This is a genomic window from Novosphingobium resinovorum (assembly GCF_001742225.1).
GTDB classification, from domain to species: domain Bacteria; phylum Pseudomonadota; class Alphaproteobacteria; order Sphingomonadales; family Sphingomonadaceae; genus Novosphingobium; species Novosphingobium resinovorum_A.
In genome coordinates this window covers 3,393,472-3,420,120 of the sequence record NZ_CP017075.1, presented here as the reverse complement: position 1 = coordinate 3,420,120, position 26,649 = coordinate 3,393,472, and the positions used below count along the sequence as shown (strand labels likewise).

General features: G+C 68.0%; 25 protein-coding genes. 13 read left to right on the top strand and 12 right to left on the bottom strand.

Translation table 11 applies throughout. From position 1 onward, the window contains the following. Positions 1–5 precede the first annotated feature (5 nt). A complete protein-coding gene (locus BES08_RS15960; RefSeq protein ID WP_069708891.1) occupies positions 6–1,064 on the bottom strand; it encodes a L,D-transpeptidase family protein in 1,059 nt (352 codons plus the stop codon). A 116-nt stretch (positions 1,065–1,180) separates the two neighbouring features. After that, positions 1,181–1,651 (bottom strand): peptidylprolyl isomerase, encoded by a 471-nt coding sequence (locus tag BES08_RS15955; protein WP_069708890.1) that lies wholly within the window; start codon positions 1,649–1,651, stop codon positions 1,181–1,183. Between the two features lie 305 nt (positions 1,652–1,956). Between BES08_RS15955 and mgtE the strand changes: the two genes are divergently transcribed. Together mgtE and BES08_RS15945 are read left to right on the top strand one after the other, a co-directional pair. Next, positions 1,957–3,360 (top strand): magnesium transporter, encoded by a 1,404-nt coding sequence (mgtE, locus tag BES08_RS15950; protein ID WP_231958240.1) that lies wholly within the window; start codon positions 1,957–1,959, stop codon positions 3,358–3,360. Between the two features lie 79 nt (positions 3,361–3,439). Then, positions 3,440–3,835: a DUF1489 family protein gene (locus BES08_RS15945; protein WP_069708889.1), complete on the top strand. Its 396-nt coding sequence runs from the start codon at positions 3,440–3,442 to the stop codon at positions 3,833–3,835. Here the strand turns inward: BES08_RS15945 and nudC are convergent. From nudC to BES08_RS15930, 3 genes are read right to left on the bottom strand one after another with little or no spacing between them, the layout of a single operon-like run. Continuing rightward, the gene (gene nudC / locus BES08_RS15940; protein ID WP_083274706.1) at positions 3,832–4,725 is read right to left on the bottom strand and encodes an NAD(+) diphosphatase; all 894 of its coding nucleotides are present in this window, start codon (positions 4,723–4,725) and stop codon (positions 3,832–3,834) included. The genes BES08_RS15945 and nudC overlap by 4 nt on opposite strands. Before the next feature lies 1 nt (position 4,726). Continuing rightward, positions 4,727–6,025, bottom strand: coding sequence for a serine hydrolase domain-containing protein (locus tag BES08_RS15935; RefSeq protein ID WP_069708888.1), 1,299 nt, complete (start codon positions 6,023–6,025; stop codon positions 4,727–4,729). Further along, the gene (locus tag BES08_RS15930; RefSeq protein WP_069708887.1) at positions 6,022–7,074 is read right to left on the bottom strand and encodes an A/G-specific adenine glycosylase; all 1,053 of its coding nucleotides are present in this window, start codon (positions 7,072–7,074) and stop codon (positions 6,022–6,024) included. The genes BES08_RS15935 and BES08_RS15930 overlap by 4 nt, the downstream gene beginning before the upstream one ends. A 29-nt stretch (positions 7,075–7,103) precedes the next feature. Here BES08_RS15930 and BES08_RS15925 point away from each other — a divergent pair, with 29 nt between their 5' ends. From BES08_RS15925 to BES08_RS15900, 6 genes are all read left to right on the top strand, one after another. Next, entirely contained in the window at positions 7,104–7,697 is a 594-nt protein-coding gene (locus BES08_RS15925; RefSeq protein WP_069708886.1) for a DUF721 domain-containing protein, read from the top strand. Further along, positions 7,697–8,434, top strand: coding sequence for a thioredoxin domain-containing protein (locus BES08_RS15920; RefSeq protein WP_069708885.1), 738 nt, complete (start codon positions 7,697–7,699; stop codon positions 8,432–8,434). Before BES08_RS15925 ends, BES08_RS15920 begins: the two co-directional genes overlap by 1 nt. A 189-nt stretch (positions 8,435–8,623) precedes the next feature. After that, positions 8,624–9,385, top strand: a complete 762-nt coding sequence (locus BES08_RS15915) for a DsbA family protein (RefSeq protein WP_008832358.1) — start codon at positions 8,624–8,626, stop codon at positions 9,383–9,385. Positions 9,386–9,412: 27 nt separating this feature from the next. Next, positions 9,413–12,853 (top strand): AAA family ATPase, encoded by a 3,441-nt coding sequence (locus BES08_RS15910; RefSeq protein WP_069708884.1) that lies wholly within the window; start codon positions 9,413–9,415, stop codon positions 12,851–12,853. 95 nt (positions 12,854–12,948) lie between these two features. Continuing rightward, positions 12,949–13,221, top strand: coding sequence for a BrnT family toxin (locus BES08_RS31870; RefSeq protein ID WP_197524395.1), 273 nt, complete (start codon positions 12,949–12,951; stop codon positions 13,219–13,221). Beyond that, entirely contained in the window at positions 13,184–13,465 is a 282-nt protein-coding gene (locus BES08_RS15900) for a BrnA antitoxin family protein (RefSeq protein WP_069709299.1), read from the top strand. The genes BES08_RS31870 and BES08_RS15900 overlap by 38 nt, the downstream gene beginning before the upstream one ends. On the opposite strand, the gene soxR is transcribed toward BES08_RS15900, so the two are convergent. Continuing rightward, positions 13,462–13,896: a redox-sensitive transcriptional activator SoxR gene (gene soxR / locus BES08_RS15895; protein WP_069708882.1), complete on the bottom strand. Its 435-nt coding sequence runs from the start codon at positions 13,894–13,896 to the stop codon at positions 13,462–13,464. The two genes, BES08_RS15900 and soxR, sit on opposite strands and share 4 nt — an antisense overlap. Positions 13,897–13,997: 101 nt before the next feature. Between soxR and BES08_RS15890 the strand changes: the two genes are divergently transcribed. Then, a complete protein-coding gene (locus BES08_RS15890) occupies positions 13,998–14,369 on the top strand; it encodes a VOC family protein (RefSeq protein WP_036525922.1) in 372 nt (123 codons plus the stop codon). Positions 14,370–14,373: 4 nt separating this feature from the next. On the opposite strand, the gene ubiA is transcribed toward BES08_RS15890, so the two are convergent. Then, positions 14,374–15,288: a 4-hydroxybenzoate octaprenyltransferase gene (ubiA, locus tag BES08_RS15885; RefSeq protein WP_069708881.1), complete on the bottom strand. Its 915-nt coding sequence runs from the start codon at positions 15,286–15,288 to the stop codon at positions 14,374–14,376. 130 nt (positions 15,289–15,418) lie between these two features. Between ubiA and BES08_RS15880 the strand changes: the two genes are divergently transcribed. Both BES08_RS15880 and BES08_RS15875 read left to right on the top strand, forming a co-directional pair. Then, complete coding sequence (locus BES08_RS15880; RefSeq protein ID WP_069708880.1) at positions 15,419–16,165, top strand: 16S rRNA (uracil(1498)-N(3))-methyltransferase; 747 nt, start codon at positions 15,419–15,421, stop codon at positions 16,163–16,165. A 69-nt stretch (positions 16,166–16,234) separates the two neighbouring features. Next, a complete protein-coding gene (locus BES08_RS15875; RefSeq protein ID WP_069708879.1) occupies positions 16,235–17,608 on the top strand; it encodes a glutamate--cysteine ligase in 1,374 nt (457 codons plus the stop codon). Between the two features lie 179 nt (positions 17,609–17,787). Here the strand turns inward: BES08_RS15875 and BES08_RS15870 are convergent, their stop codons facing one another. The 5 genes from BES08_RS15870 to BES08_RS15850 form a co-directional block, all read right to left on the bottom strand. Continuing rightward, a complete protein-coding gene (locus BES08_RS15870) occupies positions 17,788–19,107 on the bottom strand; it encodes a methyltransferase family protein (protein WP_069708878.1) in 1,320 nt (439 codons plus the stop codon). Positions 19,108–19,174: 67 nt separating this feature from the next. Next, positions 19,175–20,536: an outer membrane protein assembly factor BamB family protein gene (locus BES08_RS15865; RefSeq protein ID WP_008828924.1), complete on the bottom strand. Its 1,362-nt coding sequence runs from the start codon at positions 20,534–20,536 to the stop codon at positions 19,175–19,177. A 25-nt stretch (positions 20,537–20,561) separates the two neighbouring features. Continuing rightward, the gene (locus BES08_RS15860; RefSeq protein WP_069708877.1) at positions 20,562–21,350 is read right to left on the bottom strand and encodes a tetratricopeptide repeat protein; all 789 of its coding nucleotides are present in this window, start codon (positions 21,348–21,350) and stop codon (positions 20,562–20,564) included. 121 nt (positions 21,351–21,471) lie between these two features. Beyond that, a complete protein-coding gene (locus BES08_RS15855; protein WP_069708876.1) occupies positions 21,472–22,599 on the bottom strand; it encodes a glycosyltransferase family 4 protein in 1,128 nt (375 codons plus the stop codon). Between the two features lie 14 nt (positions 22,600–22,613). After that, positions 22,614–23,492 carry an alpha/beta fold hydrolase gene (locus BES08_RS15850; protein WP_008828927.1) on the bottom strand — a complete coding sequence of 293 codons (879 nt, stop codon included), beginning with the start codon at positions 23,490–23,492 and terminating at the stop codon, positions 22,614–22,616. Positions 23,493–23,568: 76 nt separating this feature from the next. On the opposite strand from BES08_RS15850, the gene BES08_RS15845 reads away from it, so the two are divergent. Further along, the gene (locus BES08_RS15845; RefSeq protein ID WP_069708875.1) at positions 23,569–24,966 is read left to right on the top strand and encodes a protein adenylyltransferase SelO family protein; all 1,398 of its coding nucleotides are present in this window, start codon (positions 23,569–23,571) and stop codon (positions 24,964–24,966) included. Positions 24,967–25,079: 113 nt separating this feature from the next. Next, entirely contained in the window at positions 25,080–26,525 is a 1,446-nt protein-coding gene (locus BES08_RS15840; protein ID WP_069708874.1) for a succinylglutamate-semialdehyde dehydrogenase, read from the top strand. Positions 26,526–26,649 lie beyond the last annotated feature (124 nt).

Below are 26,649 nucleotides of genomic sequence, written 5' to 3'. Positions count from 1 at the left end.
CGTTTTCACGCCTGGAACAGAACTTCGGTTCCCGAATGGACCATCTGCGCAAGGCGCGCCGCGTCCCAGTTGGTCAGGCGCACGCAGCCATGGCTTTCGGTGCGGCCGATCTTCGCGGGCTCGGGCGTGCCGTGGATGCCGTAGTGGTCCTTGGACAAATCGACCCATACCACGCCGACCGGGCCATTGGGGCCGGGGGCGAGGCGCTTTGCGGTATCGTTCTTGTTGGCGTCCCAGAACAGATCCGGATCGTACTGGTAATCCGGATTGCGCGAGGTGCCCTTGATCTCCCACTTGCCGAGCGGGAGCGGATCATGGCCGCTGCCCGTGGTGACGGGGAATTGCGCGATGAGTTTACCTTGCTTGTCAAAGGCCTGCAGCGTGCCCTCGGACTTGTCGACGACGATCTTCTCGGCTGTCGGCTGATCGCCCGCGACGCCGAGGCGCTGCAGCGTGTCGGACCAGCCGCGCTCGTCACCCTCGATCTTCGCGACGGGCACGTTGGCGATCGCGGGAACGCGCACCGTGGTGCCCGAACCGACTTTCGTGCCGTGGCCGTTGAGCGCCACCAGCGTATCGGGGGTGGTATGGAAACGCTCGGCCAGCGCCTCGGTCAGCGAGCGGTAGCCGAGATGGTCGAAGCCGGCCTGCTGGGAGGTTCTGGTCGGCAGGTTGCGCGTGAAAGGCCCACGCGCGAAAGCATCGGGGATCACCACCAGCCGCGTCGCCGCCATGTTCTGTGCGGGGAACAGGGCCTGCTGGGTTGCCGGATCGAGCTGTCCGCTACGGGGAAGCCCGCGCGCTTCCTGGAAGCCGCCGAGCGCCAGCTTGTAGGACTGCCCATCCTTCCCGTCGATCACGCCGGGCGAGAACCCAGCACGGTCGAGCGCCACTTGCGCCCGCATCAGCAGGCTGTCGGCCGCCTCGGTCTCGCCGCCGCCGGGGGCATCGGCGAAAGCCAGAGTGTCGGAACTCTTCGCGGGAGCCTTCGCCTGTTCCGTCTGCGGCCCGCAGGAGGCCAGCAGCACGAAACACGAAAGGCTGAGGGGAACGAGACGTTTCAAGCATCACCCAAAGTTATGGTTCTGTTGCCTTGAAAACGCCCCGAAACCGGGAAAGCTCCGCAAACGAAAAGGGCGGCCCCGCAGGAACGCCCTTCACTGTTCCGTTTCGGGACCGATCAGCCTTCGCTGACGGTCGCCTTGACGATCTTGCCCGGCTCGCGCGGCGGCTCGCCCTTGGGGAGCGCGTCGACGTGCTCCATGCCTTCGACGACCTGACCCCAGACGGTGTACTGCTTGTCGAGGAAGGTCGCGTTGTCGAACACGATGAAGAACTGGCTGTTGGCCGAGTGCGGCGCGCTGGTGCGGGCCATCGAGCACACGCCGCGCACGTGCGGCTCGGCGTTGAATTCGGCCTTCAGGTCGGGCTTGGACGAACCGCCCATGCCAGTGCCGTTGGGGCAGCCGCCCTGCGCCATGAAGCCCGGGATCACGCGGTGGAACTTCACGCCATCGTAGAAGCCTTCGCCGGCCAGTTCCTTGATCCGCTCGACGTGGCCGGGGGCCAGGTCGGGGCGCAGCTTGATCTTGACGTCGCCGCCTTCGCCGTTGCCGGTGTCGAGCGAGAGTGTGAGCAATTCGTCAGCCATTGCCTGTCTCCATGAGGCCGGGCGCGATCGCGCCGGTAAACTTTGGCGCCCGATATAGGCGATGGCGCGGCAATGTCACGAGGGGGCGTGAACCAGCACCATGCCGAAGGGACTTCGACAGGCTCAGCCTGAGCGGGTTTGGGAGGTTTACACCACCTCCGCTCACCCTGAGCTTGTCGAAGGGTCACGGCTGAACTTGTCGAAGCCCGCGCAGTCCCGAGTGACCATGGCAAAGCCCTGTTGCAATTGCGAGATAGCTGCGTAGACCGGCCCGCATGAGCGACGCGGACCTCAAGCACGACCCGATGGACCACACGGAAGACACCGTGCGTCAGGACGCGCCCGAATCCGAATCGCTGGACGAGGACAACCGCCTCAAGCCCGAATTCGTCCGCAGCGTCAAAGACGCGCTCGACGATGAAGACACCGATCGCGTCTACGACCTCGTCGAAGGGCTCCACCCCGCCGACATCGCCGACTTGTTCGAGCTGTTCGACGAACGCGAGCGCCTGACGCTGGCCGGCGCGATCCGCGACCTGATGGGCTCGGAAGTCATTGCCGAGTTGAACGATTGGGTCCGCGAGGCGCTGATGGAAGCGCTTCCGGCCGACGTCGTCGCCGAGATCGCCGAACAGCTCGACACCGACGACGCCGTCGCGATGCTGGAGGATCTCGACGAGGCCGACCAGCAGGCCGTCCTTGCCGAGATGGAGCCGGAAGACCGCGCCGCGATCGAGTCGGCGCTGTCCTACCCCGAAGAATCCGCCGGCCGTCTGATGAGCCGCGAACTCGTCGCGGTCCACGAATCGATGACGGTGGGCGATCTCATCGATTTCCTGCGCGAACATCGCGAATTGCCGACCGAGTTCTGGGAAGTGTTCATCGTCGATCCGATGCACCGCCCGATCGGCACCTGCTCGCTTTCGTGGATCCTGCGCACGCCGCGCAACATCCCGCTCTACGACGTCATGGCCCGCGACCAGACGCTGATCCCGGCCGACATGGATCAGGAAGAAGTCGCGCTGCGCTTCCAGAAGTACGCGCTGATCTCGGCGGCGGTGGTGGACCCTGCAGGCCGCCTGATCGGCCAGATCACCGTCGACGACATCGTCCACATCATTCAGGAAGAAGCGGGCGAGGACGCCCTGCTGCTCTCCGGTGCAGGCGACGGCGACATCAACGAGCCGATTCTGTTGACCGTGCGCGCGCGTCTGACATGGCTGGTGGTGAACCTTGCGACGGCAATGCTGGCGGCCTCGGTCGTCGGGCTGTTCCAGGGGGCGATCGCGAAGTTCGCGCTGCTGGCGGTGCTGATGCCGATCGTCTCGGGCATGGGCGGCAACGCGGGCACGCAGACCCTCGCCGTGGCGGTGCGCGCCATCGCCACCAACCAGCTGACCGATTCCAACACCGTCAGGATGATCCTGCGCGAATTCCGCATCGCGCTGGCCAACGGCTTCGCGCTGGGCCTGCTGATCGGCGTGGGGACGTGGCTGATCTTCTCCAACCCGCTGCTGGGCGCCGTGATTGCCTCGGCGATGGTCATCAACAACCTGGTCGCGGGGCTGATGGGCATTCTGGTGCCGGTGACGCTGGACAAGTTCAACGTCGATCCGGCGGTGTCCTCGGCCGTGTTCGTGACGACGGCGACCGACACGATGGGCTTCTTCTCGTTCCTCGGCCTCGCGGTGGTGGTGGGGCTGGCCTGACGCCCGCGGTTTTCGGCTGGGGCAGGGCGCATGCAATGGCGATCTTTCATGCCCGACCGTAAGCGACTATCTCCCACCCATGCCGCTCAACATGACCAAGATCGCCTTCTCCGCCGAAAGCCCCGCCTCCTTGCGCGCATGGCTGGAAAGCCACCCGGATGAGGCGCTGATGACCACCCGTTATCTCCCCAAGCGGCATGAGGAGATGATCGGCGGCTCGCTCTACTGGATCTTCGAGCATGCGCTGATCGGCCGGTCGCCGATCGTGCGGTTCTCGCAGCGCGAGGACGGCCGCTGGCACATCCACCTCGAACCGCGCCTGATCCCGGTCGTCACCCAGCCCAAGCGCGCGCATCAGGGCTGGCGCTATCTGACCGAGGAAGCCGCCCCGCGCGACCTTGCCGAAGGCGAGACGGCGAGCGACGCCATGCCGCCCAAGCTGGCACGCGAACTGGCGAAGCTGGGGCTGGTCTAAGCCCCGCGCTCCACCCACCACTTGAGCAGCACATGCGCCACCGCATGCTTCGGCGGCGCCCCGAAAGCGCGGCCCATCTCGCCCACAGCCACGGCTTCGAGCGCGTCGACGCATTCCTCGCGGGTGAACCAGCGCACGTCTTCCAGTTCGGTCTCGTCGATGACGATGGCCGGGTCGTCGGCGAAGGCGTGGCAGCCGATCATCAGCGACGAGGGGAACGGCCAGGGCTGGCTCGCGACATACTCGACGTCACGCACGCGCACGCCCGCTTCCTCGAAGACTTCGCGCGCGACGGCTTCCTCGATCGTCTCGCCCGGCTCCACGAAGCCCGCCAGCGCCGAGTAGCGGTGCGCCGGAAAACGCGGCTGGCGGCCGAGCAGCAGCTTGCCGTCATGCTCGACGGTCATGATCGTGACCGGATCGACGCGCGGGAAATGCTCGGCGCCGCAACCGGTGCAGGAGCGCTGCCAGCCCCCCTTGGCCAGCACCGTGGCCGCGCCGCAGACTGCGCAGAAGCGGTGCCGCGAATGCCAGCCGACCAGCGCCCGCGCCCCGCCGTAAGCCGCGAGTTCGCCCGGCTCCAGCGTGTTCATCGCGTTCCAGCTCGGCGCCCCGGCAGCGGGGATGCCCGGCAGCACTTGCGCGAAACACCCGCGCTCCCCTTCGAGGCCGAGGAACACCAGTTCCGCATCGCCTTCCGCATCGGCGAGGCTGCCCCAGACGAGGCCGCCCTCCGCCGTCATCACCGGGTCGAGGCCGTCCAGCTTCAGCAGCCGCGCACTCGGCCCCATCAGTGCGGCGATGGCGTCCGGGTCGCCGCGCACGTGGTCGGCGCGGTCGATCGGCGATCCGCCGAATGCGATAGGGGCAGCGGGAGTAGTCAGCAGCACGTCAGTGTTTCTCCAGGATCGCCAGCACGTCGGCCTTCAGGGCCTTCTGGAATTCGGGCAAGAGGTCGAAGGCGTTGGGCGGCATGAACTGCACGAAAATCTGTGAGCGCAGGCCCTGGGCCATGTCCACCATGCCCACCGTGCCCGCCGCGCCCGACCAGCCGTAGAGCCCGCTCTCCGCCCCCTGCCCGACGCGCCCTCCAGCGCCGAAGCCGCTGGGACCGCCGAACATCTCGGGCACGAGGACGCCGGGCGGGAGCAGGTTGGAGGTGCCCATCCGCACCGCGCTCTCGGACAGCACGCGCACACCGTCGATCATGCCCATCTGCGCCAGCATCCGCAGGAACCGGTCGTAGTCGCGCGGAGTGCTGACGAGACCCGCTCCGCCGAAGGGGAAGGCCGGCTTGTCGAGGTAGATCGAGGTCTCCCCTTCGTCGATCGGCGCCAGCACGCCGCCGACGGCCGCGTAATTGGTGGTGAGGCGATGGGCGTCGGCGGCCGAGACCCGGAAACCCGTGCTGGTCATGCCGGCGGGGCCGAAGATCGTGTCCTGAAGGTAGGCGTCGAACGGCCTGCCCGAGACCACCTCGATCACCCGGCCCATCAGGTCGAGGCCCATCGAATAGCTCCAGCGCGTGCCGGGATCGGCGACCAGCGGCACTTGCGCCAGCCCTCGCGCGAACAGGTCCAGTCCCTTGACCGGCTCTCCCCGAAACAGACCGGGCAGCTTCATCCGGCTGATCTGCCCGGCGACGAGGCCCTTGTCCTCCATCAGCGCCTTGATCGGCCCCTGCTGGATGATCGTGTAGCCGATCCCGGAGCTATGCGTGACCAGATGCCGCATCGTGATCGGCCGGAGCGCGGCGTGCAGCGCGGTGATCGAGCCGTCGTACTCGTCCTGCACCATCATGTGCGCATATTCAGGCAGCACGTCCGCCACGGGCTGATCGAGGCCGATCCTGCCCTGCGCCACCAGTTCCATCGCCGCCATCCCGGTGAGCGGCTTGGTCATCGAATAGATGCGGAACAGGCTGTCGGCGGTCACCGGATCGGCGTCGTTGAAGCCTTCCGAGCCACGCGCGACATATTCCGGCTCGCGCCCCGGCAGGCCCAGCGAGGCGACCATGCCGGGGAACTTGCCCGGTCCCACCCAGCGCTCGACGACCGCGCGGACCTGCGGGATAAGCTCGGGCTGCTGCGCCGCGCGCGCCAGCCGCGGCAGCATCGCCCCGAGCCCCGCAGCCGCCCCCATGCCCAGCAGCATGCGACGGTCCAGCGCGGCTTCGAGGCGACCGATCATGCGTCTTCCTTCTCGGCAAGAGCGAGCCGCGCGGCCTTGGCGAAGAGCGTGGGCAGCCCCGCCTCGTTGAGCCGATCAAGCGGCCACCATTCTCCATCTTCCAGCCCCTCGAACCCGTCACCAAGGTAAACCGCCAGGTTCAGTTCCAGCGCAAAGTGCGTGAAGACGTGGCCGACCTTGCCCGCGCTCTCCCATGGCCCGGTAAGCGGTCCCTCGCCCGAGCCGTCGATACGCGCCGCCCAGCCATCGTCGGGCAGCGCCCGCATGCCGCCGAGCATGCCGCTGCCGGGACGGCGGACCAGCCAGACTTCCGCTTCGTCCCGCTCGATCCAGAAGGCGCGGCCCTGACGCACGGCCTTGGCCTTCTTTGCCGCCTTTACCGGCAGCCTTGCGGGATCGCCCATGCGCCGTGCCTCGCAAGGCCCCGAAATCGGGCAGAGCAGGCAGCGCGGACTGCGCGAGGTACAGACGGTGGCGCCAAGATCCATCATCGCCTGCGCAAAGTCACCCGCGCGGCGCTGCGGCGTGATGGTGTCGGCCTTTGCGCGGATAGCGGGCCGTGAACCCGGCAGCGGCTCTTCGATCGCGAAGAGCCGCGAGACGACCCGCTCGACATTGGCATCGACGACCACCGCGCGCCGCCCGAAAGCGATCGCGGCGACGGCAGCGGCGGTATAAGCTCCCAGTCCCGGCAGAGCGCGCAAGCCTTCCTCGGTATCCGGAAACCGCCCGAGCCGCGCCACTTCACGCGCGCAGGCCAGCAGGTTTCGGGCGCGGGCGTAGTAGCCCAGCCCTGCCCATGCCGCCATGACCTCCTCGTCCGCAGCCGCCGCGAGCGCCTTCACGGTCGGCCAGCGCGTAGTGAAGGCGGCAAAGTAGTCCTTCACCGCCGCAACCGTCGTCTGCTGGAGCATCACTTCCGACAGCCAGACCCGGTACGGATCGGGCGCGGGCGTGCCCGGTGCGGCGCGCCACGGCAGGGTGCGCGCGTGCGCATCGTACCAGTCGAGCAGCATCGCCGCGATTGCAGTATCCGAACTGGCGTCCATGCCGCCACTATGGCATTGGATCGCGGGCAATGGAACGGAATAGCGGCAAATCCCCCGGTGAATCGAAGCCACGTCCCGCCAAGGGCAAGACGGGCCTCAAGCAGTTCGAGCGTATGCGCGGCGGACAGGCGCGGCAGATCTCGGACCTGATGCCCGAAGTCGGCCGCACCGCCTTCCGGCGCTTCGGCTTCGTGCAGTCGAGCGTGGTGTCCCGCTGGCCCGAGATCGTCGGCGCCCGCCACGCACGCGTCTGCTCGCCGGAATCGATCCGTTTCCCGCCCGGAGAGAAGAGCGACGGCATCCTCCAGCTGGTCGTCGTGCCCGCTCATTCGCCGATGATCCAGCACGTGATCCCCGAGATCATGGACCGGGTGAACCGCTTCTTCGGCTACCAGGCGGTAGCCAAGGTGAAAATCCGGCAAGGCGAGGTTAAGCCGCCGGTTGCCACGCAGCCGCGCCCGTCCGCGCCGCCTTCGCTGAAACCGGTGCCGTTCGAACTTGGGGAATCGCTGCGCGACATCGGCGACCCGGAGCTTCGCGCGGTGCTCGAATCGCTGGCACGCAGCATGGGCGCCGCCGAAAGCCAAAGTGCAAACAAGCCTGACAGTCAGGAAGACAAGTGATGACCAAGACCGTCTTTCGCGCCGTAGCGCTTGCCGCCTGCGCCGTTCTCAGCATGGCCGCCGCCCCCAAGGGCACCGCGCCCAGGAAAGGGCTGCCCGCCGCCTCGACGAACTGGGCCGCTGCCACCGCCGTCACCGCCGACGGCAGCCACCGGCTCGGCAATCCGGACGCGCCGCTCAAGCTGGTCGAATACGTCAGCTACACCTGCCCGCACTGTGCCCACTTCCACAAGGAAGCTGACCCGGTGCTGCGCCTGACCATGGTGCCCAAGGGCCAGATCTCGGTCACGGTGACCAACTTCCTGCGCAACCCGATCGACCTCACCGTGGCCATGCTGACCAACTGCGGCGATCCCAAGCGCTTCTTCGTGCGCCACAACGCCTTCTTCGCCTCGCAGGACAAATGGCTCGCCAAGGCCGAGGCGACCAACCGCGAACAGCAGCAGCGCTGGTATCAGGGCGATTTCCCCGCCCGCATGCGCGCCATGGCCAGCGATCTCGGCTTCTACGACCAGACCGCTTCGTGGGGCCTCAGCCGCGCGCAGACCGACCAGTGCTTCGCCAACACCGCGATGCTCGACAAGCTCAAGGGCCAGCAGGGCGAAGTGCAGGCGCTCGGCCTGCAGGGTACGCCCAGCTTCACCCTCAACGGCGACCTTCTCGACGGCCACGACTGGGCGACGGTGTCCAAGGCGATCACCGACAAGCAGGCCCAGCAGCGCGCGGGCAATATCTGATCCACGAGCCCACCCCCGGCCCCTCCCGCTTGCGGGAGGGGAGCGAGACTTGGCAGCTTGCTGCCTAGTCGCAGCGGGGTGGGCGTCCCAACACAACGCCGCACTTGTGGAATACCCCCGTCCACGCTTCGTTTTCCCCCCTCCATGGGCTAGCCCTGTGACAAATCCACACGAAGGATTCGCCTCCCGATGACTCGCACCCGTTTCCGCACCATCGCCCTCGGCCTCGTGGTCGCCCCGCTTGCCCTCGGCCTCGCCGCCTGCGGCAAGAAGGACGAGCCCACCGCCGGTGCCACCTCGGGCGCCCCGATCGCCAAGATCGCCGCGCCCGCAGGCAAGTCCTGGGCCGACACGATCGAGAAGACCGCCGAGGGCGGCTACCGCATGGGCAACCCGAACGCCCCGATCAAGCTGGTCGAATACGGCGCGCTCAGCTGCTCGCACTGCGCCCTGTTCGCGCAGCAGAGCTTCGAGCCACTGCGCGACGACTACGTCGCCAGCGGCCGCGTCAGCTACGAACTGCGCTACTTCATGCTCAACGCGCTGGACATTCCGGCCTCACTGCTGGCCGAATGCGGCTCGACCGAGGCGGTGATCCCGCTCAGCGAGCAGTTCTGGGCCTGGCAGCCCAAGATGTTCGAGAACATGCAGGCCGCCAGCAAGGAACGCCTCGCCCAGATCGATGCCTTGCCCAAGGAAAAGCAGCTCGCCGCCATCTCCGAGGTCGCCGGCATGACCGACTTCTTCGCCTCGCGCGGGATCGCCCGCGATCAGGCCGCCGCCTGCCTTGCCGACACCACCAAGGCCAAGGCGCTCGCCGACCAGACGCAGAAGGCGAGCGAGCAGTTCAACGTCACCGGCACCCCCACCTTCATCATCAACGGCAACAACGTCGGCTCGATGGAATGGGACAAGCTGGAGCCCAAGCTCAAGGAAGCAGGCGCGCGCTGACCGGCGTGATCGCCTGACCCGACCTCGATGCGCATCCACCGGCTAAAGCTCAGCGGCTTCAAGAGCTTCGTCGAGCCCGCCGAACTGCGCATCGACCCAGGGCTGACCGGCGTGGTCGGCCCCAACGGTTGCGGCAAGTCCAACCTGCTCGAAGCGATCCGCTGGGTCATGGGCGAAAGCTCGCCCAAGTCGATGCGCGGCGGCGGGATGGAGGACGTGATCTTCGCGGGCACGGACAAGCGCCCGCCCCGCGCCTTCGCCGAAGTCGTGCTGAAGGCGGAAACCGCGCCGAACGCCGAAGGCGTGCGCGACGAACTCGAAGTCGTCCGCCGCATCGAGCGCGGCGCGGGCAGCGCCTACCGCATCAACGGGCGGGACGTGCGCGCCAAGGACGTGGCGTTGATCTTCGCCGATGCCGCCACCGGCGCGCATAGCCCGGCGCTCGTCAGCCAGGGCCGCATCGCCGCAGTCATCGCCGCCAAGCCTGCCGAGCGGCGCGCCATGCTGGAAGAAGCCGCGGGCATCGCGGGCCTCCATGTCCGCCGCAAGGACGCGGAGCAGCGCCTGCGCGCCACCGAAGCCAATCTCGCCCGCCTCGACGACATCATGGCGGGCCTCGACAAGCAGGTCGGCACGCTCCGGCGCCAAGCGAAAGCGGCAGAGCGCTACAAGGCCCTGACCGACCAGATCCGCCTCGCCGAAGCCCGCGTCGTCTTCGCCCGCTGGCGCGAGGCCGCCGCCGCTGCCGATGCTGCTCGCAAGGAAGCGCAGGCCGCCGAGGAGCGCGTCGCCGTGGCGCAGGCGCTCGCGGTGGAAGCGCAAAGCCAGCAGGCCTCCGCCGCCGAAGCACTGGCGGAGGCCCGCGACGAACTCGCCGACCGCCGCGACGATGCCAATGCGCAAGGCCACCGCATGGCGACGCTGACCAGCCAGCTCGAAGCCGCCGAGCAGCGCCTCGCCGACCTCGACCGCCAGCGCACCCGGCTGGAAGAAGACCGCCACGACGCCGACCGCCTCACCCGGGACGCCGCCGAAGCCCTCGCCCGGCTGGAGCGCGAGTTGTCCGAGGGCGAAAAGCAGCTCGCCGCCGATGAGGCGCAGCGCCCGCGCTTCGCCAACATGGTCGATGGCGCCGAACAAGCCAGCCGCGCCGCCGAACTCGATCTCGCGCAGGCGACCGCGAAGCAAGCAGGCGTCGAGGCCGAATGGCGCATCGCCGAAGCCGAACTGACGCAGGCGAAGGCGCGGCAGGCCCGCGTGGCGCAGGACGTCGCCCGGATCGAGGCGCAAGTCGCCGCCCTGCCCGACCTCGGCGACCTCGAAACCGCCATCGCTGCCGCGCGTGCCAAGGCAGAGGAGGCCAGCGCCGTCCTCGCCCGCTCGCGCGAGGGGCTGGAGGACATGCAGGCGCGCAAGACCGCGCTACAGGCCGACCGCGACGCCGCTGCCTCGGCGCTGGCAGGCGCGCGCGCCGACCTCACGGGCATCGAGCGCGAACACGCCGCCCTCGTCCGCGACCGCGAGGCGCGGGCCAAGGGCGCCAAGGCCGCGCATGGCCTGCCCGTCGCCATCGACGCGGTGCGCGCCGCGCCCGGCTACGAACGCGCCGTCGCCGCCGTGCTCGGCCGCGACGCCAAGGCCCCGCTGGGCGTAGTGCCGAATGCCGACGGCCGCTTCTGGACCGGCGCGGAGGCCCCCGCTCCGGTCGCCGACAGCCTCGCCGCGCATGTCGCGCAGTGCCCGCCCGAACTCGCGGCCCGCCTCGCGCTGGTCCATGTGGTCGAGACGGACGACGCGCGCGCGCTGAAACCCGGCGAATGGCTCGTCACGCGCGCGGGCGTGCTGCGCCGCTGGGACGGCTTCGTCGCGCGCGGCGAAGGCGCGGCCGAAGCCGCAAGGCTGGAAGCGGAGAACCGCTTCGCCGAACTCGACGCCAAGCTGCCCCCCTTGCGCGCGGCCGTCACCGCCGCCGAAGCACGGCAGGCCGCCGTGCAGCAGGAATTGGCCGACCTCTCCTCCCGCGTGATTTCTGCCGAACGCGCCATCGCCTCGGCGGCCGAGGCCGAGCGCAGCGCCTTGCGCGCCGTCGATCAGGCCGAGGATGCCCGCGCTCGCCAGCAGGCCCGCCGCGCCGAACTCGACGCCACGCTCGCCGAAACCGCCGACCAGCGCAGCGGGGTGGCCGCCGAAGTCGCCGCCGCAGAGGCGAAGCGCACCGCGCTACCCGATCCCGCCACCGGCCGCGCCGAACTGCAGGCCGCACAAGCCCGCAACGGCGAGGCCCGCTCGGCCCTGCAGCACGCGATGGCGGCGCTGGCGGGCCACGATCAGGCCCTTGCCGTCGCGCGGGAGCGCACCACCACCCAGCGCGCGGACATTCGCGGCTGGCAGGCGCGCTCGGGCGATGCCGCGAACCGCCTCGCGCAGATGGCCGGACGGCTGGAGGAGATCGAGACCGAACGCGCGATCATGGCCGCCAAGCCCCCCTCGCTGATGACCCAGATCGAACAGGGCGAGGCGATCCGCGTGCGCCTGGGCGATGAACTCGCCAAGGCCGAAGCTGCCGTGAACGCCGCCACCGAAGCCGCGAAACGCGCCGACACCGCGCTCTCCGCCGCGCAGGAAACCCTCGCCGCCGCGCGCGAAGGCCGCGCCGGAGCCTCTGCCCGCGCCGAGCACGAGGACCAGCGCCGCACCGAAATGAACCGCCTCTCGGGCGAGCGCTTCCAGTGCCCGCCCCCGGTCCTGCCCGAACGCTTCGCCTTCGCCCCCACCGAAGTGGCCGGCGCCGAGGCCGAAGGCAGCGGCATGGACCGCCTTGTCGCCGAGCGCGAGCGCATCGGCCCGGTCAACCTCGTCGCCGCCGACGAACTCGCCGAAGCCGAGGCGCAGCTCGGCCTCTCGGTCAGCGAGAAGGCCGAACTGACCGAAGCGGTGAACCGGTTGCGCGGCTCGATCGGCAACCTCAACCGCGAGGGCCGCGAACGCCTGCGCGCCGCCTTCGAGGCGGTGGACGGCCATTTCCGCCGCCTGTTCCAGCAGCTGTTCCAGGGCGGGCAGGCGCACCTCGCGCTCGTCGATTCGGACGATCCGCTGGAGGCGGGCCTCGAAATCTACGCCCAGCCGCCGGGCAAGCGGCTGCAGTCGCTCACCCTGCTTTCGGGCGGCGAACAGGCGCTGACGGCGGTGGCGCTGATCTTCGGCCTGTTCCTGACCAATCCCGCGCCGATCTGCGTGCTGGACGAAGTCGACGCCCCGCTCGACGACGCCAATATCGAGCGCTTCTGCGACCTCCTCGAAGCGATGACGAAGGAGACCGACACCCGCTACCTCGTCGTCACCCACAATGCGGTGACGATGAGCCGCATGCACCGTCTGTTCGGCGTGACGATGGTGGAAAAGGGCATCTCCCGTCTCGTCAGCGTGGACCTCGGCGGCGCGGAGGAACTGCTGGCGGCGGCGGTGTGAGGTTGACCGGCATGGTTTTTGTAGTTACTTTAATTTAACTGGCCCATCGTAGCCGATCCAACGATCACCGTCCGCAGACGCTGGAGATGCGGTCATTGCGGATTGAATATGACGAGGCGAAGCGCCGGAAGATTCTGGCTGAACGCGGAATCGACATTGCCGATGCGCATAGGGTCTTTGCAGATACGCATGTTCAGGTTCTGGACGATCGCAAGGACTACGGAGAGACCCGCTATCGCGTCTTCGGGTTTCTCCATGGTCGCCGCGTATCGCTGGTCTGGACACCGCGCGACGGCAACCGTCGGATCATCACGATAAGGCATGCGCATCATGGAGAACATCAAGCCCGCTTCCGAACCCTGGATTGACCCGGACGACGACGACGTCGAATGGACCGAGGAAATGTTCCGCATGGCCGCCATCTACAAGGGCGACCAGCTGATCCGCCCGGCCTCGGGCTCGCTCAAGTCGATCGGCCGCCCACTCGCCGCCAATCCCAAGAAGCAGGTCACGCTGCGGCTCGATCCCGATGTGGTCGAGGCGTTTCGCGCCACCGGCAAGGGCTGGCAGTCGCGCATCAACGCCGAACTGCGCAAGGCGCTCGGGATCTAGCCCAGCACGAAGCGCGGCCCCGGCCCTTGCGCCCCCGCGACGTCATCGGCGTTGTAGAGACGGCATTTCGTCAGGCTGAGGCAGCCGCAGCCGATGCATTCGTCCAGCTTGCGGCGAGTCAGTTCGAGCAACGCGATCTTTTCGTCGATCGACGTGCGCATCGAGCGGCTGATGCGCTCCCAGTCGGCCAATGTCGGCGTGCGGCCGTGCGGCAGGTCGGCCAGTTCGCGCTCGATCTCGGCCAGCGCGAGGCCCAGCTTCTGCGCGATCAGGATGAAACTGACGCGGCGAATGTCGGAGCGCAGGAAACGCCGCTGGTTGCCCGAGGTGCGCAGCGCCTGCAGCAGCCCCTTCTCCTCGTAGAAACGCAGTGCCGATACCGCGACGCCGGTACGCCGCGCCAGTTCGCCGATGGTGATGAAGCGGTCCACGACCAGATCGATATCCTTTCGAAAGTGCTTGATCTCAAGTTAGGTTGAGGTTGCACTTTTGCCAAGCCGGCTGATTCGCCGGTGACGCAGGAGAAAGAAGAATGGCCCAGGGCCGCCTCGAACATGCCAACCTCACCGTCAGCGACATCGAGCGTTCGTCCGCCTTGCTGCAGGACCTGCTCGGCTGGCACGAACGCTGGCGGGGGCCCGCCATCAACGGCGGCGAGACGATCCACGTCGGCGGGGATTTCAGTTACATCGCCGTCTATACCGACCGCCGGGAGCGCGGCCGCTATGGCAAGGGCGCGCCGCTGAACCACGTGGGGCTGGTGGTCGACGATCTCGACGCGGCCGAACAGGTGGTGCTTGCCGCAGGCCTCGAACCCTTCAACCACGCCGATTACGATCCGGGCCGCCGGTTCTACTTCTTCGACTGGGACGGGATCGAATTCGAGCTGGTCAGCTACGCGTAGGCAATCAGATCACCCCGGCGTTGCCGACCACCCAGCAGGCCAGCGCCATCACCAGCCCGGCATCGCGGTTGGAGCGGAAGCGAGCGAGCGCGTTCTCGCCGTCCGCCGGGTCCAGCGTCATGACCTGGAAGCCGAGGTGCAGCGCCATCGGCACCAGCGCGACGAGCGCCACCCAGTCCGGCCGCATCACCCAGAACGCCAGCGCCCACAGCGCCAGCGCGAGCGCATAGAAACCGCCGACCCCGCCCTTCACCCGCGCGCCGAGGCGCCGGGCGGAGGAACGGATGCCGACGATCGCGTCGTCCTCAATGTCCTGAATCGCGTAGATCGTATCGTAGCCGATGCACCACACGATCGAGCCGAGGTAGAGCGCCGCCAGCGCCTCCAGATGATCGCTGCGGATCTCGATCCAGCCGACCAGCGCCCCCCAGGTGAAGACCATGCCCAGCCACGCCTGCGGCCACCACGTAATGCGCTTCATGAACGGATAGGCGGCGACGAGGCCGACGCTGCCCAGAGCCACCAGCTGCGCGGGCGGGCGCAGCTGGAACAGCACGACCAGCCCCACGGCGCATAGCATCAGCAGCCAGGTCCAGGCCGCGCCCTTGCTGACGCGGCCGCTCGCGACCGGGCGCTGCGCGGTGCGGGCGACGCGGCGGTCGAGGTCGGCATCGACGATGTCGTTGAGCACGCAGCCCGCTCCGCGCATCGCGATCGAGCCGAGCAGCAGCCATGCGATCAGGCTCCAGCGGCTTTCGCCACCTGCCAGTAGAACGCCCCAGACGCAGGGCCAGAACAGCAGCCACCAGCCGATCGGCCGGTCGAATCGCGCCAGCATCGCGAAGTCGCGAAACGGCTGCGGCAGCATCGACACGAGCCCGCGATGCTGGCTGTCAGGGACGAGCGAAGGTTCGAGCATCGCGCGATGAGTAGTGCATCGCGCGCGTCCTGTCATGCCCGAACGTGTCTGGTGAACACAGCTTGCCCACCGTTGCATCCTCTTCGCCGAGGCGCGAAAAGGGCGCGTCAGCCTGAGGAACCCGTTGAAGATGCCCGCAACCCCCGCCTGGCCGCCCCGCTCCGCGCCGCGCCTGTTCGTCCCCGGACCGCTCGAAGATGGTGGGCAGATCGCGCTGGAGGGCCAGCAGGCGCACTATCTGGGCAAGGTCATGCGAGTCGGCGCGGGCGACGCGGTGATCGCCTGCGACGACGCGACCGGCGAATGGGCCTGCGAGGTGGTTTCCGCCGGAAAGCGCGACGTCGTGCTCTCGGTCCGCATGAAGCTGCGCGAGCGCGAGGACGTGCCGGACTTCGTGCTCTGCGCCGCGCTGCTCAAGAAGCCGAACTTCGATCTGGTGCTGGAAAAGGCCACCGAACTGGGGGTCGCCGCCGTACAGCCGGTCGTCACCCGGCGCTGCGTGGCCGACAAGCTCAACCCCGAGCGTGCGCTCACCATCGTCACCGAGGCGGCCGAGCAATGCGCCCGCACCGCCCTGCCCCGCGTCGAGGAACCCACCCGGCTCGATGCCCTGCTGCGCGACTGGCCCGAGGACCGCGCCCTGTTCTTCGCCGACGAACAGGGCGGCGCCCCCGCAGCCGCCGCCTTCGCCGCGCACAAAGGCCCGGCCGCGCTCCTCGTCGGCCCCGAAGGCGGCTTCGACGATACCGAGCGCGATCTCGTCCGCGCCCATCCCCAGGCGCGCGCGATCACTCTGGGGCCGCGCATCCTGCGGGCCGAAACCGCCTGCATTTCCGCCATCGGGCTATGGATGGCGGTGTCCGGAGATTGGACATGACAGGAATGTTAGACTGACCGGTACAAAAAGTTCTGGCGCGGCGCCGAAGGGCACACTAATTCCGCGCCCATGAGCACTCGTGAGGTTTCGGATCGCGAAGATCCGGTTATCGAAAACCTGTCCCAACTCGCCGAGCCGATGGCCGCAGGCGAAAAGCCGCGCGAGGCGTGGCGCATCGGCACCGAGCACGAGAAATTCGTCTACGACACCGCCGACCACCACGCGCCTTCGTACACCGAAAAGGGCGGCATCCGCGACCTGCTGGGCGAACTGACCCAGTTCGGCTGGACGCCGATCGAGGAAGGCGGAAACGTCATCGCACTCAAGGGCGCGGACGGCAACGTCAGCCTCGAACCGGCGGGCCAACTGGAACTGTCAGGCGCACCGCTCGAAAACCTGCACCAGACCTGCGCCGAGACCGGTCGCCACCTCTCCGAAGTGAAGCAGGTCGGCGAAAAGCTGGGCAAGGCCTACCTCGGCCTCGGCATGTGGCCCGACAAGACGCGCGAAGAACTGCCGATCATGCCCAAGGGGCGCTACGGCATCATGCTGAACCACATGCCGCGCGTGGGCTCGATGGGCCTCGACATGATGTTGCGGACCTGCACCATCCAGGTGAACCTCGACTATTCGAGCGAAGCCGACATGGTGCAGAAGTTCCGCACTTCGCTGGCCCTCCAGCCGCTGGCGACGGCGCTGTTCGCGAACTCGCCCTTCACCGAGGGCAAACCCAACGGCTACCTCTCGTACCGCAGCCATATCTGGTCGGACACCGATCCGCACCGCACCGGCATGCTGCCCTTCGTGTTCGAGGACGGCTTCGGCTACGAACGCTATGTCGAGTACATGCTGGACGTGCCGATGTACTTCGTGTTCCGCGACGGCAAGTACATCGACGCCGCCGGCCTCTCCTTCCGCGACTTCCTCAAGGGCGAGCTTTCGGTACTCCCCGGCGAGAAGCCGCGCCTGTCGGACTGGCAGGACCACCTCTCCACCGCCTTCCCCGAAGTGCGCCTGAAGTCCTTCCTCGAAATGCGCGGTGCCGATGGCGGACCGTGGGGACGCATCTGCGCCCTGCCCGCGCTGTGGGTGGGCCTGCTCTACGATCAGGGCGCGCTCGATGCGGCGTGGGATCTGGTCAAGGACTGGGACATGGAAGGCCGTGAAGCGCTGCGCTCTGCCGCGCCGAAGCTGGGGCTGGACGCGCCGATCCCAGGCGGCGGGACATTGCGCGACATCGCGGGCGAAGTGGTCGATATCGCTCGCTCGGGCCTCGCTGCACGAGGCCGCCTGAACTCGGCGGGAGACAACGAAACGGGCTATCTCGAACCGCTGGCGGAGATCGTGAAGACCGGCAAGGTTCCGGCCGAGCGGCTGCTCGACCTGTATAATGGCGAATGGGGCGGGGATCTTTCCAAGGTTTACGCGCTCAAGACGTTTTAAGGAAGGAAAGGCAGGGGTTTACCACCCCCTGCACCCTGTATACCGTCGAGGTCACGCGCGCGGCATCGTCATGCAAGACTGTGGGCCGGGAGACAAATAGCCTGCGGCGCCATGTGGGACTGACAGGTCTGCACGCACCACGACGACGGTATGGGGGTCTGGGGCGATGGCCCCAGGACTTACTTGAACTTAAGCTTCTGCCCGATCTTCCCAAAAGTCCGGGTGATGAACGCATTCTCCCCCATCCAGTCGTAATATTCCCGATACTTAGGGTCTTCCGCCAGCAGGTGCGCTTCCTCAGTCCGAGCGCGCCAATAATAGATGCCGCTCACCACGCCCAGCAGCACGGTGTTGCGGATCGCGTCGGTCCATGATCCGTTCGTCACGAGGAACGGCAGCGTCGAAGTCCACCAGAACAGGTTCTTCGACAGGTAGGCCGGGTGGCGCGTGAAGCGGTAGGGGCCGTTCGTCAGCACGCCGCGATAAGTCAGGTTGGAAAAGCGCAGGCCGAAGGCGAAGGTCGCCCAGGCGTAGATCGCGGTCAGCACGACCATCATCGCCGCCCAGCCCCACAGGAGGACGTCGTAAGCCGCCATCCAGTGCGCCCAGCCGCCGGTGTTGACTTCGTAACCGAGGACGTCGGCGTTACCCATCGTGCCCCACACGAAGGGCGGGTAGCACATCAGTGCGGCTACCCAGCCCGCCAGCAAAGGGTTGCCGCTGCGGATGTGGGCGTCGAGCGGGCGGAAGGTGAAGAGGTAGCCGACTGTGCCGATCTGCACGTCTACGAGGAACAGCCCTTCGATCAGCAGAGAGCCCAAGTCCACGGGTTTGTGCGCGATTGCGCCGAAATCCGCCTCTACCACGCGGGCGAAGCCGCCGGGCAGGATCGAGATCATGAAGGCTCCGAAGAAGCCCTTGATCGCCCAGGCGCGCCAGTGCTTCTTCACCTCTTCGGCGCTCCATGGCTCGCGGCCGATCAGCATCGCGCCGAAGTGCCAGGAGGCGTCGCGCGGCTCGACCATGACCCGGTCGAGCCAGAGGACATAGGGCACCGAGAGGACGAACAAGGGTGCCACAACGGCACTCAACACGTCCATAGCGAACAGATACTGCCCCTCCCAGTACCATCGGCACAGGAAGTAGAAGCAGCCTATCAGCGCCCATGTGATCCACAGCCCGGTCAGCTTGGTGATCGAGATGTCGAGCGTTTCGGAGAGCGGGCGACGCTGCGACCAGTCGATGCCGGTGGAGGGGCGCAAGTGCACCTTGTCGACCAGCAGCGACCATGCGGTCATGGCGACGCCGGTGAAGGCCAGCGTGGCGAGCGAGGCGTAAGGGCCGCTCATCGGCTCGCGCGGGGCCTGCAGGCCGAGCAGATCGACGACCGAGCCCCAGTTGCGGCAGAACAGGATCCACAGGACCAGCGCGACGAGGCCGGAGAGGCCCACGCCTGCGGAAACGTCGCTGGCCGGGCGGCGGGTGGATGCGGTGCTCATGGCCGCAGGGCGTAGAGGGAATTGGTTAAGGGGGCGCAAATCTCATGCGATCTGCGCCCCGCCTGATTCAACGGAAGGCGGTGATACGGCCCGAATCGTCGAGGACGTAGAGCGTCTGGTTCGCCACGACAGGCGCCAGCGAAATCGGATCGCTGAGTTCGGTGAATGGCGTCATCGTGCCGCTCGACGGATCGATGGTGGCCACGAGCCCGCGCGAGTTGCCGACCCACAGCTTGCTGCCCGCCAGCACCGGACCGACCCAGAAGATCGGATTCTTGCGCTTCTTGGCGTTCTTGTAGCGCTGCAGTTCGGTCAGCCAGCGGACCTTGCCGGTGCCGCGCGCGATGGCGAGGATTTCGGCGTGGTCGTCCAGCGTGAAGACCCAGTCACCCGCGACTGACGGGGTCGAGATGCCCGCGAGGTTGAGTTCCCAGATGCGCTGGCCGGTGACCAGTTCGTAAGCGGCCATGCGCCCGCCCTGACCCAGAGCATAGACGCGGCCGCGATCGATGATCGGGTCGGCATCGACGTCGGTGAGGCTACCCACTTCGGTCGAGATCGAAGTGCGCGAAAGCGCGTCCGACCAGACCTGACGGCCGTTCTCGTAACGGTAGGCCACCAGTTCGCCCGACGAGTAACCCGCGATCACCGTGCCCTGCCCAAGCGCGGGCGAGGCGACGCCGAACACGCCCGACTGGGTCAGCGAGGCGGATTCCTGCCAGATGGTAGCGCCGTCCGCCGCGTTGAGGACGACGATCTGGTTGTCCTGCGTCATCACGAAGATCTGGTTGAACCCGACCGTCGGCGAACCGCGCAGCGGGCCGGCGGGCTTCTTGGTCCAGAGCTGGCTGCCGTCGGCGGCGTTGAGCGCCGCGACTTCGCCAAGACCGGTGGTGACGTAGAGCTTGTCGCCGTCGAAAGTGACGCCGCCGCCGAAAACCGACTTCGCGTTACTGCCGCTGACCGAGAAGCTCTTGGTCCACAGCTTCGCGCCGCTCTGGGCGTCGAAGGCGTGGACCGTGCCTTCGGTATCCATCGCGTACAGTTTGCCGCCGCCGATGACCGGGGCCGCCGCGAGGCGCGCGCGGGGGCTCGAACCGGCGATCTGCGCGGTCCACACCTTGGTCGGGTTATCCGCCAGCGCGAGGTGGCCGTACGCCTTGTTCGGGGTGTTGCCGCCCTGTGCCCAGGTCGCGTTGACTTCGGCCGGGGGCAGGATCACCGAGACTGCGCCGAGCGTGGTATCGACCTTGGCGCCGCTTTCGATGCGCGACAGGATCGGCACACGGTTGCCCACGGTCGGGGTCTTGGCCGGGCCTTTGCCGCCGCCGAACATCTTGCAGCCGGACAGGCCCGCGACGAGTGCGAGGGCGATCAGCGGCACGACCTTCTTCGCGCGCGAAGACGACGTGTTGCGGGCTGCGTTCATGCGAATGTCCTCACGTGTCATGTTCTCAGTTCGCCACTTCGGCGGGCTGGACGATCTTGGCTATCGGCTTGTCGAGCGGCTCGCCCTTTTCGTTCACCACGTCGTCCACGGCATCGACGCCGAGCACGGCGGCAAGCTGGCGGGCGCGGCTGCGCAGGCCGTCCTCGACGCTTTCGTCCTTGGCGATCGCGGCGAACAGCGGACCGGCCTGGTCCTGCTTGTTCTGCTTCAGGTAGGCCATGCCGACGAGTTCGCCCGCGGGACCGAACCACGGATTGCCGGGCGCGGCCATCGGCTTGAGGCGGCTGACGACGTCCTCGGGCTTCATCGCGTCGAAGTCGGCGCCGACTTCCCGCACGGAGGCGAGGTCGCGCAGCACCTGCGGTGCCTTGCCGTCGGCCGAAATCTCACGATAGAGCTTGAGCGCATCGGCCTTCTTCTCCTGACGCAGCGCGATCCCCGCGAGCATCAGACGGGCCGACACGACTGTCGCGTCCGAAGAATCGGCACCGGCGATCGGCGCCAGCTTGGCCTTGGCGGCGTCGAGATTCTCCGACTGCAGGGCGTCGAGCGCCTGTACGTAAGCCTCCGAACGCGCCTCGCGCTCCTGGGTCTGGCGGTGCTGCCAGTAGATCCAGCCCGCGAAGGCAAGCAGGGCGATGATGATGACGGCGATCAGCGGCTTGCCGTAGCGGCTCATGAAGCCTTCGAGCTGGTCCTGGCGCACGGCGTCGTCGACTTCACGCAGGAAAACGTCCTGCTGGGCGGCGTTACGCGCTGCGGCGGCGGAATTGGTGTCGGGGGGCAGAGCCAAGATAGGGCGCTTTCTAGCGAAAAACGGGACGGTTGCGGGGCTGTTTAGCGGATGGGTGGGGCTTTTCAACGGGGATGTCGGTGCCCGTCCCGCGGTGAAGCGCCGCTGAATGAGCGCGGCGTCACGGAAAGTCGCTTTTGCCCATCGCCGCGCCATAGGTCGAGGCATAACTGCGAATCATCGAGTTTTCATCGTATTGGGCCTGAGCAAGCGCGCGGTTGGCCGCGCCGATGCGCGCGCGCAGCCCTTCATCCGCCGCGAGTTCCGCCAAAGCCCGGCCGAGCGCGGCGTCGTCTCCGGGCGGGGTGATGAAGCTGCGGTTTTCCGCCGGCACCATCGCCGCCACGTCCCCCACCGCGGGCGAGGCGACCGCGAGCCCGGCCGCCATCGCCTCCAGAATGGAGATGGGAAACTGCTCGCTGTCGGAGGACAGCGCGAAGAGATCGAACAGCCCCACCGCGCGCGAGGGATCGGGGACGAAGCCCGGCAGATGCACCCTGTCGGCCACGCCGGATTCCCGCGCTTGCTGCGCGATTCTTTCGCGGTCCGGCCCTTCACCGAGGATCACCAGCTGCCATTCGGGCGGCAGCGTGGCGAAAGCACGGACCAGCCGGGGCAGGTTCTTGACCGCGCGCAGGCCCGCCAGAGTGCCGACCCACTTCGCGCCAGCAGGCTTGGGCAGCCCCGGAATCGCATCGGGCAGGGGCGGCGCGAGGTAAGCGGCGGTGCGGATGCCGTTGATGATCAGCTTCACGCGCGGGCGCGGCTGCGCCCAGTCGCCGAGCGCGATTTCCTCCAGCCGCTGCGAAGGCACCACCAGCGCCGAAGCCCGCGCCAGCGCCACGCGGCGAAACCAGTTGCGCGAGGGCTTGAGGCCACCAGCCTCGTCCTCGTTGAAGCCGTCCTCGTGATGGACCAGCGGCGGCAGGCCCAGCACGCCGCCCCAGACCCGGTGCGCCAGCACCGCGTCCATCGCCCCCCAGTTGTACGTGAGGACGAGGTCGAAATGCTTCATGGCGCGGGCGATGCGCAGCAGGCGAAGCGGTGCCGGGCGGCCCTGCAGGCTGGGAAAATCACTCGGAAAATCGACCGTGAGCGCCGGGTCGAGTGCGACTTTCGCCCCATATGCGCCCGGCTGCGCGGAGACGATGGTATGCGCGACGCCCGGGCCGAAGACGTTCATCAGCCTTGCCGCGCGCAGTTCCTTGCCGCCTGCCGCGAAGCTCGAATGGAGGTGGAGGAGGCGCAAGGCCGGTCTCTGGCTCAGGCCGCTCTGGCCAGCAGCCGCTCGATCGCGGCAACCGATTCGGGCTCGTCGAGCGTCGGGGCGTGGCCGACGTGGGGCAAGGTCAGCCCCTCTGCATTCGGCGAGCGGCGCAGCATGTCGTCCAGCGTCTGGGCAGAGAGCAGGTCGGACAGTCCACCGCGCACCACCAGCACCGGCACTTGCGCCAGCGCGTCCCACACCGCCCACAAGTCCGGCTGGGCATTGACGTCGAGCGCGAGGAAGGGCTCGGCGATCTTCATGTCGTAGTCGAAGACGATGCGCCCGTTACCGCCGACCGTCATCAGCCGCTTGGCCATGCCGATCCAGAAATCCAGCGGCTGTCCGGGATGCGCGGCGCCCTGCACTTCCTCCAGTCCGCGCGCGGCGTGGACCCAGGTGGGCCAGGTGCGTCCCTGCCCGACGTAGTCCTTGATCCGCGCAAGGCCCGCCGGTTTCAGCCACGGGCCGACGTCGTTGACCACGGCGGCGGCGATCCGGTCGGGGATGATGCTCGCCAGCCCCATCGCCATCAGGCCGCCCAGCGAGGTGCCGATGACCACGAAGCGCTCCAGCCCCTCCTGCTCGATCAGGGCGAGGACGTCCTCGCCGTACTGGACCGGCGTGTAGGTAGCCGAATCCTTCGCATATTCGCTGTCGCCCCGGCCGCGCAGGTCAGGGCAGATCACGCGCCGTCCCCTAATGGGATTGGCAGCGAGGCGCGGGGCCAGCACGTCGAAGTCGCGCGCGTTGCGGGTCAGGCCATGGAGGCACAGCACCGGCAGGCCGGTTTCACCCTCTGCTGGACCGGGATAATCGCGGAAATGGAGCTTGAGACCGTCGCGGCTCGACCAGAAGCGATCTTCGAAAACCTTCATGCGCGGGCGGCGACCTCATCAGATTCAACAAAATACCCGGCTTGCTAGCGGGCCGGGCGGTCCCCACTATCGCCCGATGCCAAGCGATCCGCAACCCGCGCCCTATCTTCCCGATCCGCGAATCGAAACGATCGCCCAATGGATCGGCGACCCGGTCCATGCCGCCGCGTTCCCCCGCCATCAATTGCGCTGGCGCAATGACCGCTGGGCGGCCGCGGTGGGCCTCGACGGTTTCGACGAGGCGCGCTGGACCGCGCATTTCGGGCACTTCCAGCCGCTTCCCGGCAATCTGCCGCAGCCGCTGGCGCTGCGCTATCACGGCCACCAGTTCCGCAACTACAACCCCGACCTCGGCGACGGGCGCGGCTTCCTCTTCGCGCAGATGCGCGATGGAGCGGGTCGGTTGCTCGACCTCGGGACCAAGGGTTCGGGCCAGACGCCTTGGAGCCGCGACGGCGACGGCAGGCTGACCCTGAAGGGCGCGGTGCGCGAAATCCTTGCCACCGAGATGCTGGAGGCGCTGGGCGTGAACACCAGCAAGACCTTTTCCGTCGTCGAGACCGGCGAGGAACTGTGGCGCGGCGACGAGCCCTCCCCCACCCGCTCGGCCGTGCTGGTGCGCCTGTCGCACGGACACATCCGCATCGGCAGCTTCCAGCGCCTCTACGTGCTGGAGGAGACCGCGCATCTGGCCGCACTGGTCGACTACAGCCTCGAAACCTACCCCGGCAGCCTTCCGCCCGAGGACGCTCCGGGACGCGACGAACCCGCAGTGATCCTGCTTCACCAGGTCGTCGAGCGGCTTGCCGACCTTGCCGCCGCGTGGATGGTGGCGGGCTTCGTCCACGGCGTGCTCAACACCGACAACATGAACATCTCGGGCGAGAGCTTCGACTATGGCCCGTGGCGCTGGGCGCCGCGCTGGGACCCGCGCTTCACCGCCGCCTACTTCGACCGCACCGGCCTCTACGCCTTCGGCCGCCAGCCCGAAGCGCTGCTCTGGAACTGCCAGCAACTCGCCATCGCGCTGCGCCCGCTGGCCGAAACCGCGCCGCTGGTCGCCGCGCTCGAGCGGTTCGGGCCGCTCTACCAGCAGGCGCTGTGCCGCCGCTTCACCTGGCGCCTCGGCATCGAATCGCGGGGGGTGGAGGCCGACACGGCGCTGGTTCAGGCCGCCGAGCGCAGCATGGTCGAGAGCGGCCTGCCGCCTGAGCAGTTCTTCTTCCTCCATCGCGGTGGCCGCAATGCCGGTGCCGACGACTTCGGCGCGCTGCTGTCCGGCTATGCCCCCGCCGCCGCGACGGCAGATCCGTTCTGGCAGGAAAGCGCCCCTCCGGGCGTGCTCATCGACGAGGTCGAACGCATCTGGGCCGCGATCGACACGCATGACGACTGGAGCGAACTGGACGCCAAAGTCGCGCAGATTCGCAGGCTGGGCGAACAACTTGGGAAGGCACCGTTTACACCCCAATGATTTACGCCAAGGTAGGAATACCTGTGCGATTGGGATGAAATGTCGAACCCTATAAGCTAACGGGTCATTAGCCGTATTTCTGCAGCCGCACCGCGTTGGGACCAGATGATTTCGTGACCGCACAACTCCAGAGGGCCGATAGCCGGCCCGATACCAGGGCGGAGATCGTCTCCCACGAACCTGCCACCGGGGCGGAAGTCTGGCGCGGCCCGGTGGCCGACGTGGACGAGACGGTCGCGCGTGCGCGGCGCGCGTGGCCCTCGTGGGCGGCCCAACCGCTCTCCACCCGCATGGAACTGCTGCGGCGATTCGCCAACGAAGTGCGCAAGGATGCCGAGGCGCTCGCCACCTGCATCGCCCGCGAAGTCGGCAAGCCCTTGTGGGAAGCCCGCGCCGAGGTCGATTCGGTGATCGCCAAGGTCGAGGTCTCGATCCGCTCCTACGCCGAGCGGACGGCCCAGCGTCGCCTCGATTCGGCGCTGCAGGGGGCGATGGCGGTGCGCCACAAGCCGCATGGCGTGCTGGTGGTGCTCAGCCCTTTCAATTACCCCGCGCACCTCGCCAACGCGCACATCGTACCCGCGCTGATCGCGGGCAACGCGGTGATCTTCAAGCCGAGCGAACGCGCACCCGCGACCGGCGAGATGCTGACCCGCTGCTTCCACCGCGCGGGCGTTCCGGCCGCCGCGATCCAGTTCGCCCCCGGCGGCCCGGCCGAAGGTGCAGCTTACGTGGCGCACGAGGGGATCGACGGCGTCCTGTTCACCGGATCGGCCGCCAACGGCATCGCCATCAACCGCAGGCTGGCGGCCCGGCCGGACCGCATGGTGGCGCTGGAGATGGGCGGCAACAACGCGATGGTCGTGTGGGACACACCCAAGCTGACCGACGCCGCCGCGATCGTCGTCCAGTCCGCCTTTGCCACCAGCGGCCAGCGCTGCACCGCCGCGCGCCGCCTGATCGTGAAGGACACGATGTACGACGCGCTGATGGCCGAGGTGAAGGCGCTCGCCGACCGCCTGATCGTCGGCGCGCCCTTCGACGAGCCCGCGCCCTTCATGGGACCGGTGATCGACAATGCCGCCGCCGACGGGTTGACCGAGAGCTTCCTCTACCTGCTCAGTCACGGCGGCCGGGCGATCAAGCACCTCGTCCGCACGCACGAGACCGCGCCCTTCCTCAGCCCCGCGATCATCGACGTGACCGCGATGGCCGAGCGCCCCGACGTCGAGCTGTTCGGGCCGATCCTGCAGGTGGTCCGGGTGTCGGACTTCGACCAGGCGATCGCGCAGGCCAATGCCTCGCGCTATGGCCTCGCCGCATCGCTGGTGGGGGGCACGCCGCAGGAGTACAACCGCTTCTGGGCCAACGTGCGCGCCGGGATCGTCAACTGGAACCGGCCGACGATCGGCCCCAGCCATGCAGCGCCGATGGGCGGGGTGGGGCTTTCGGGCAATCACCGGCCGACCGGGTTCTATGCGGCGGATTACTGCGCCTATCCGGTCGCTTCGGGCGAGATGGAACAACCGCGCGCGGTGATCGGTGTGGGGTTGCGGTAGGGGTTTGGGCTTTGGGCCCACCCCGTCCGGCTAATTCGCTTCGCTCATAAGCCTGCCGGCCCTCCCGCAAGCGGGAGGGCGTGCCGTTGCTTCTCCCCGCCCGCTTGCGGGAGGGGTCGGGGGT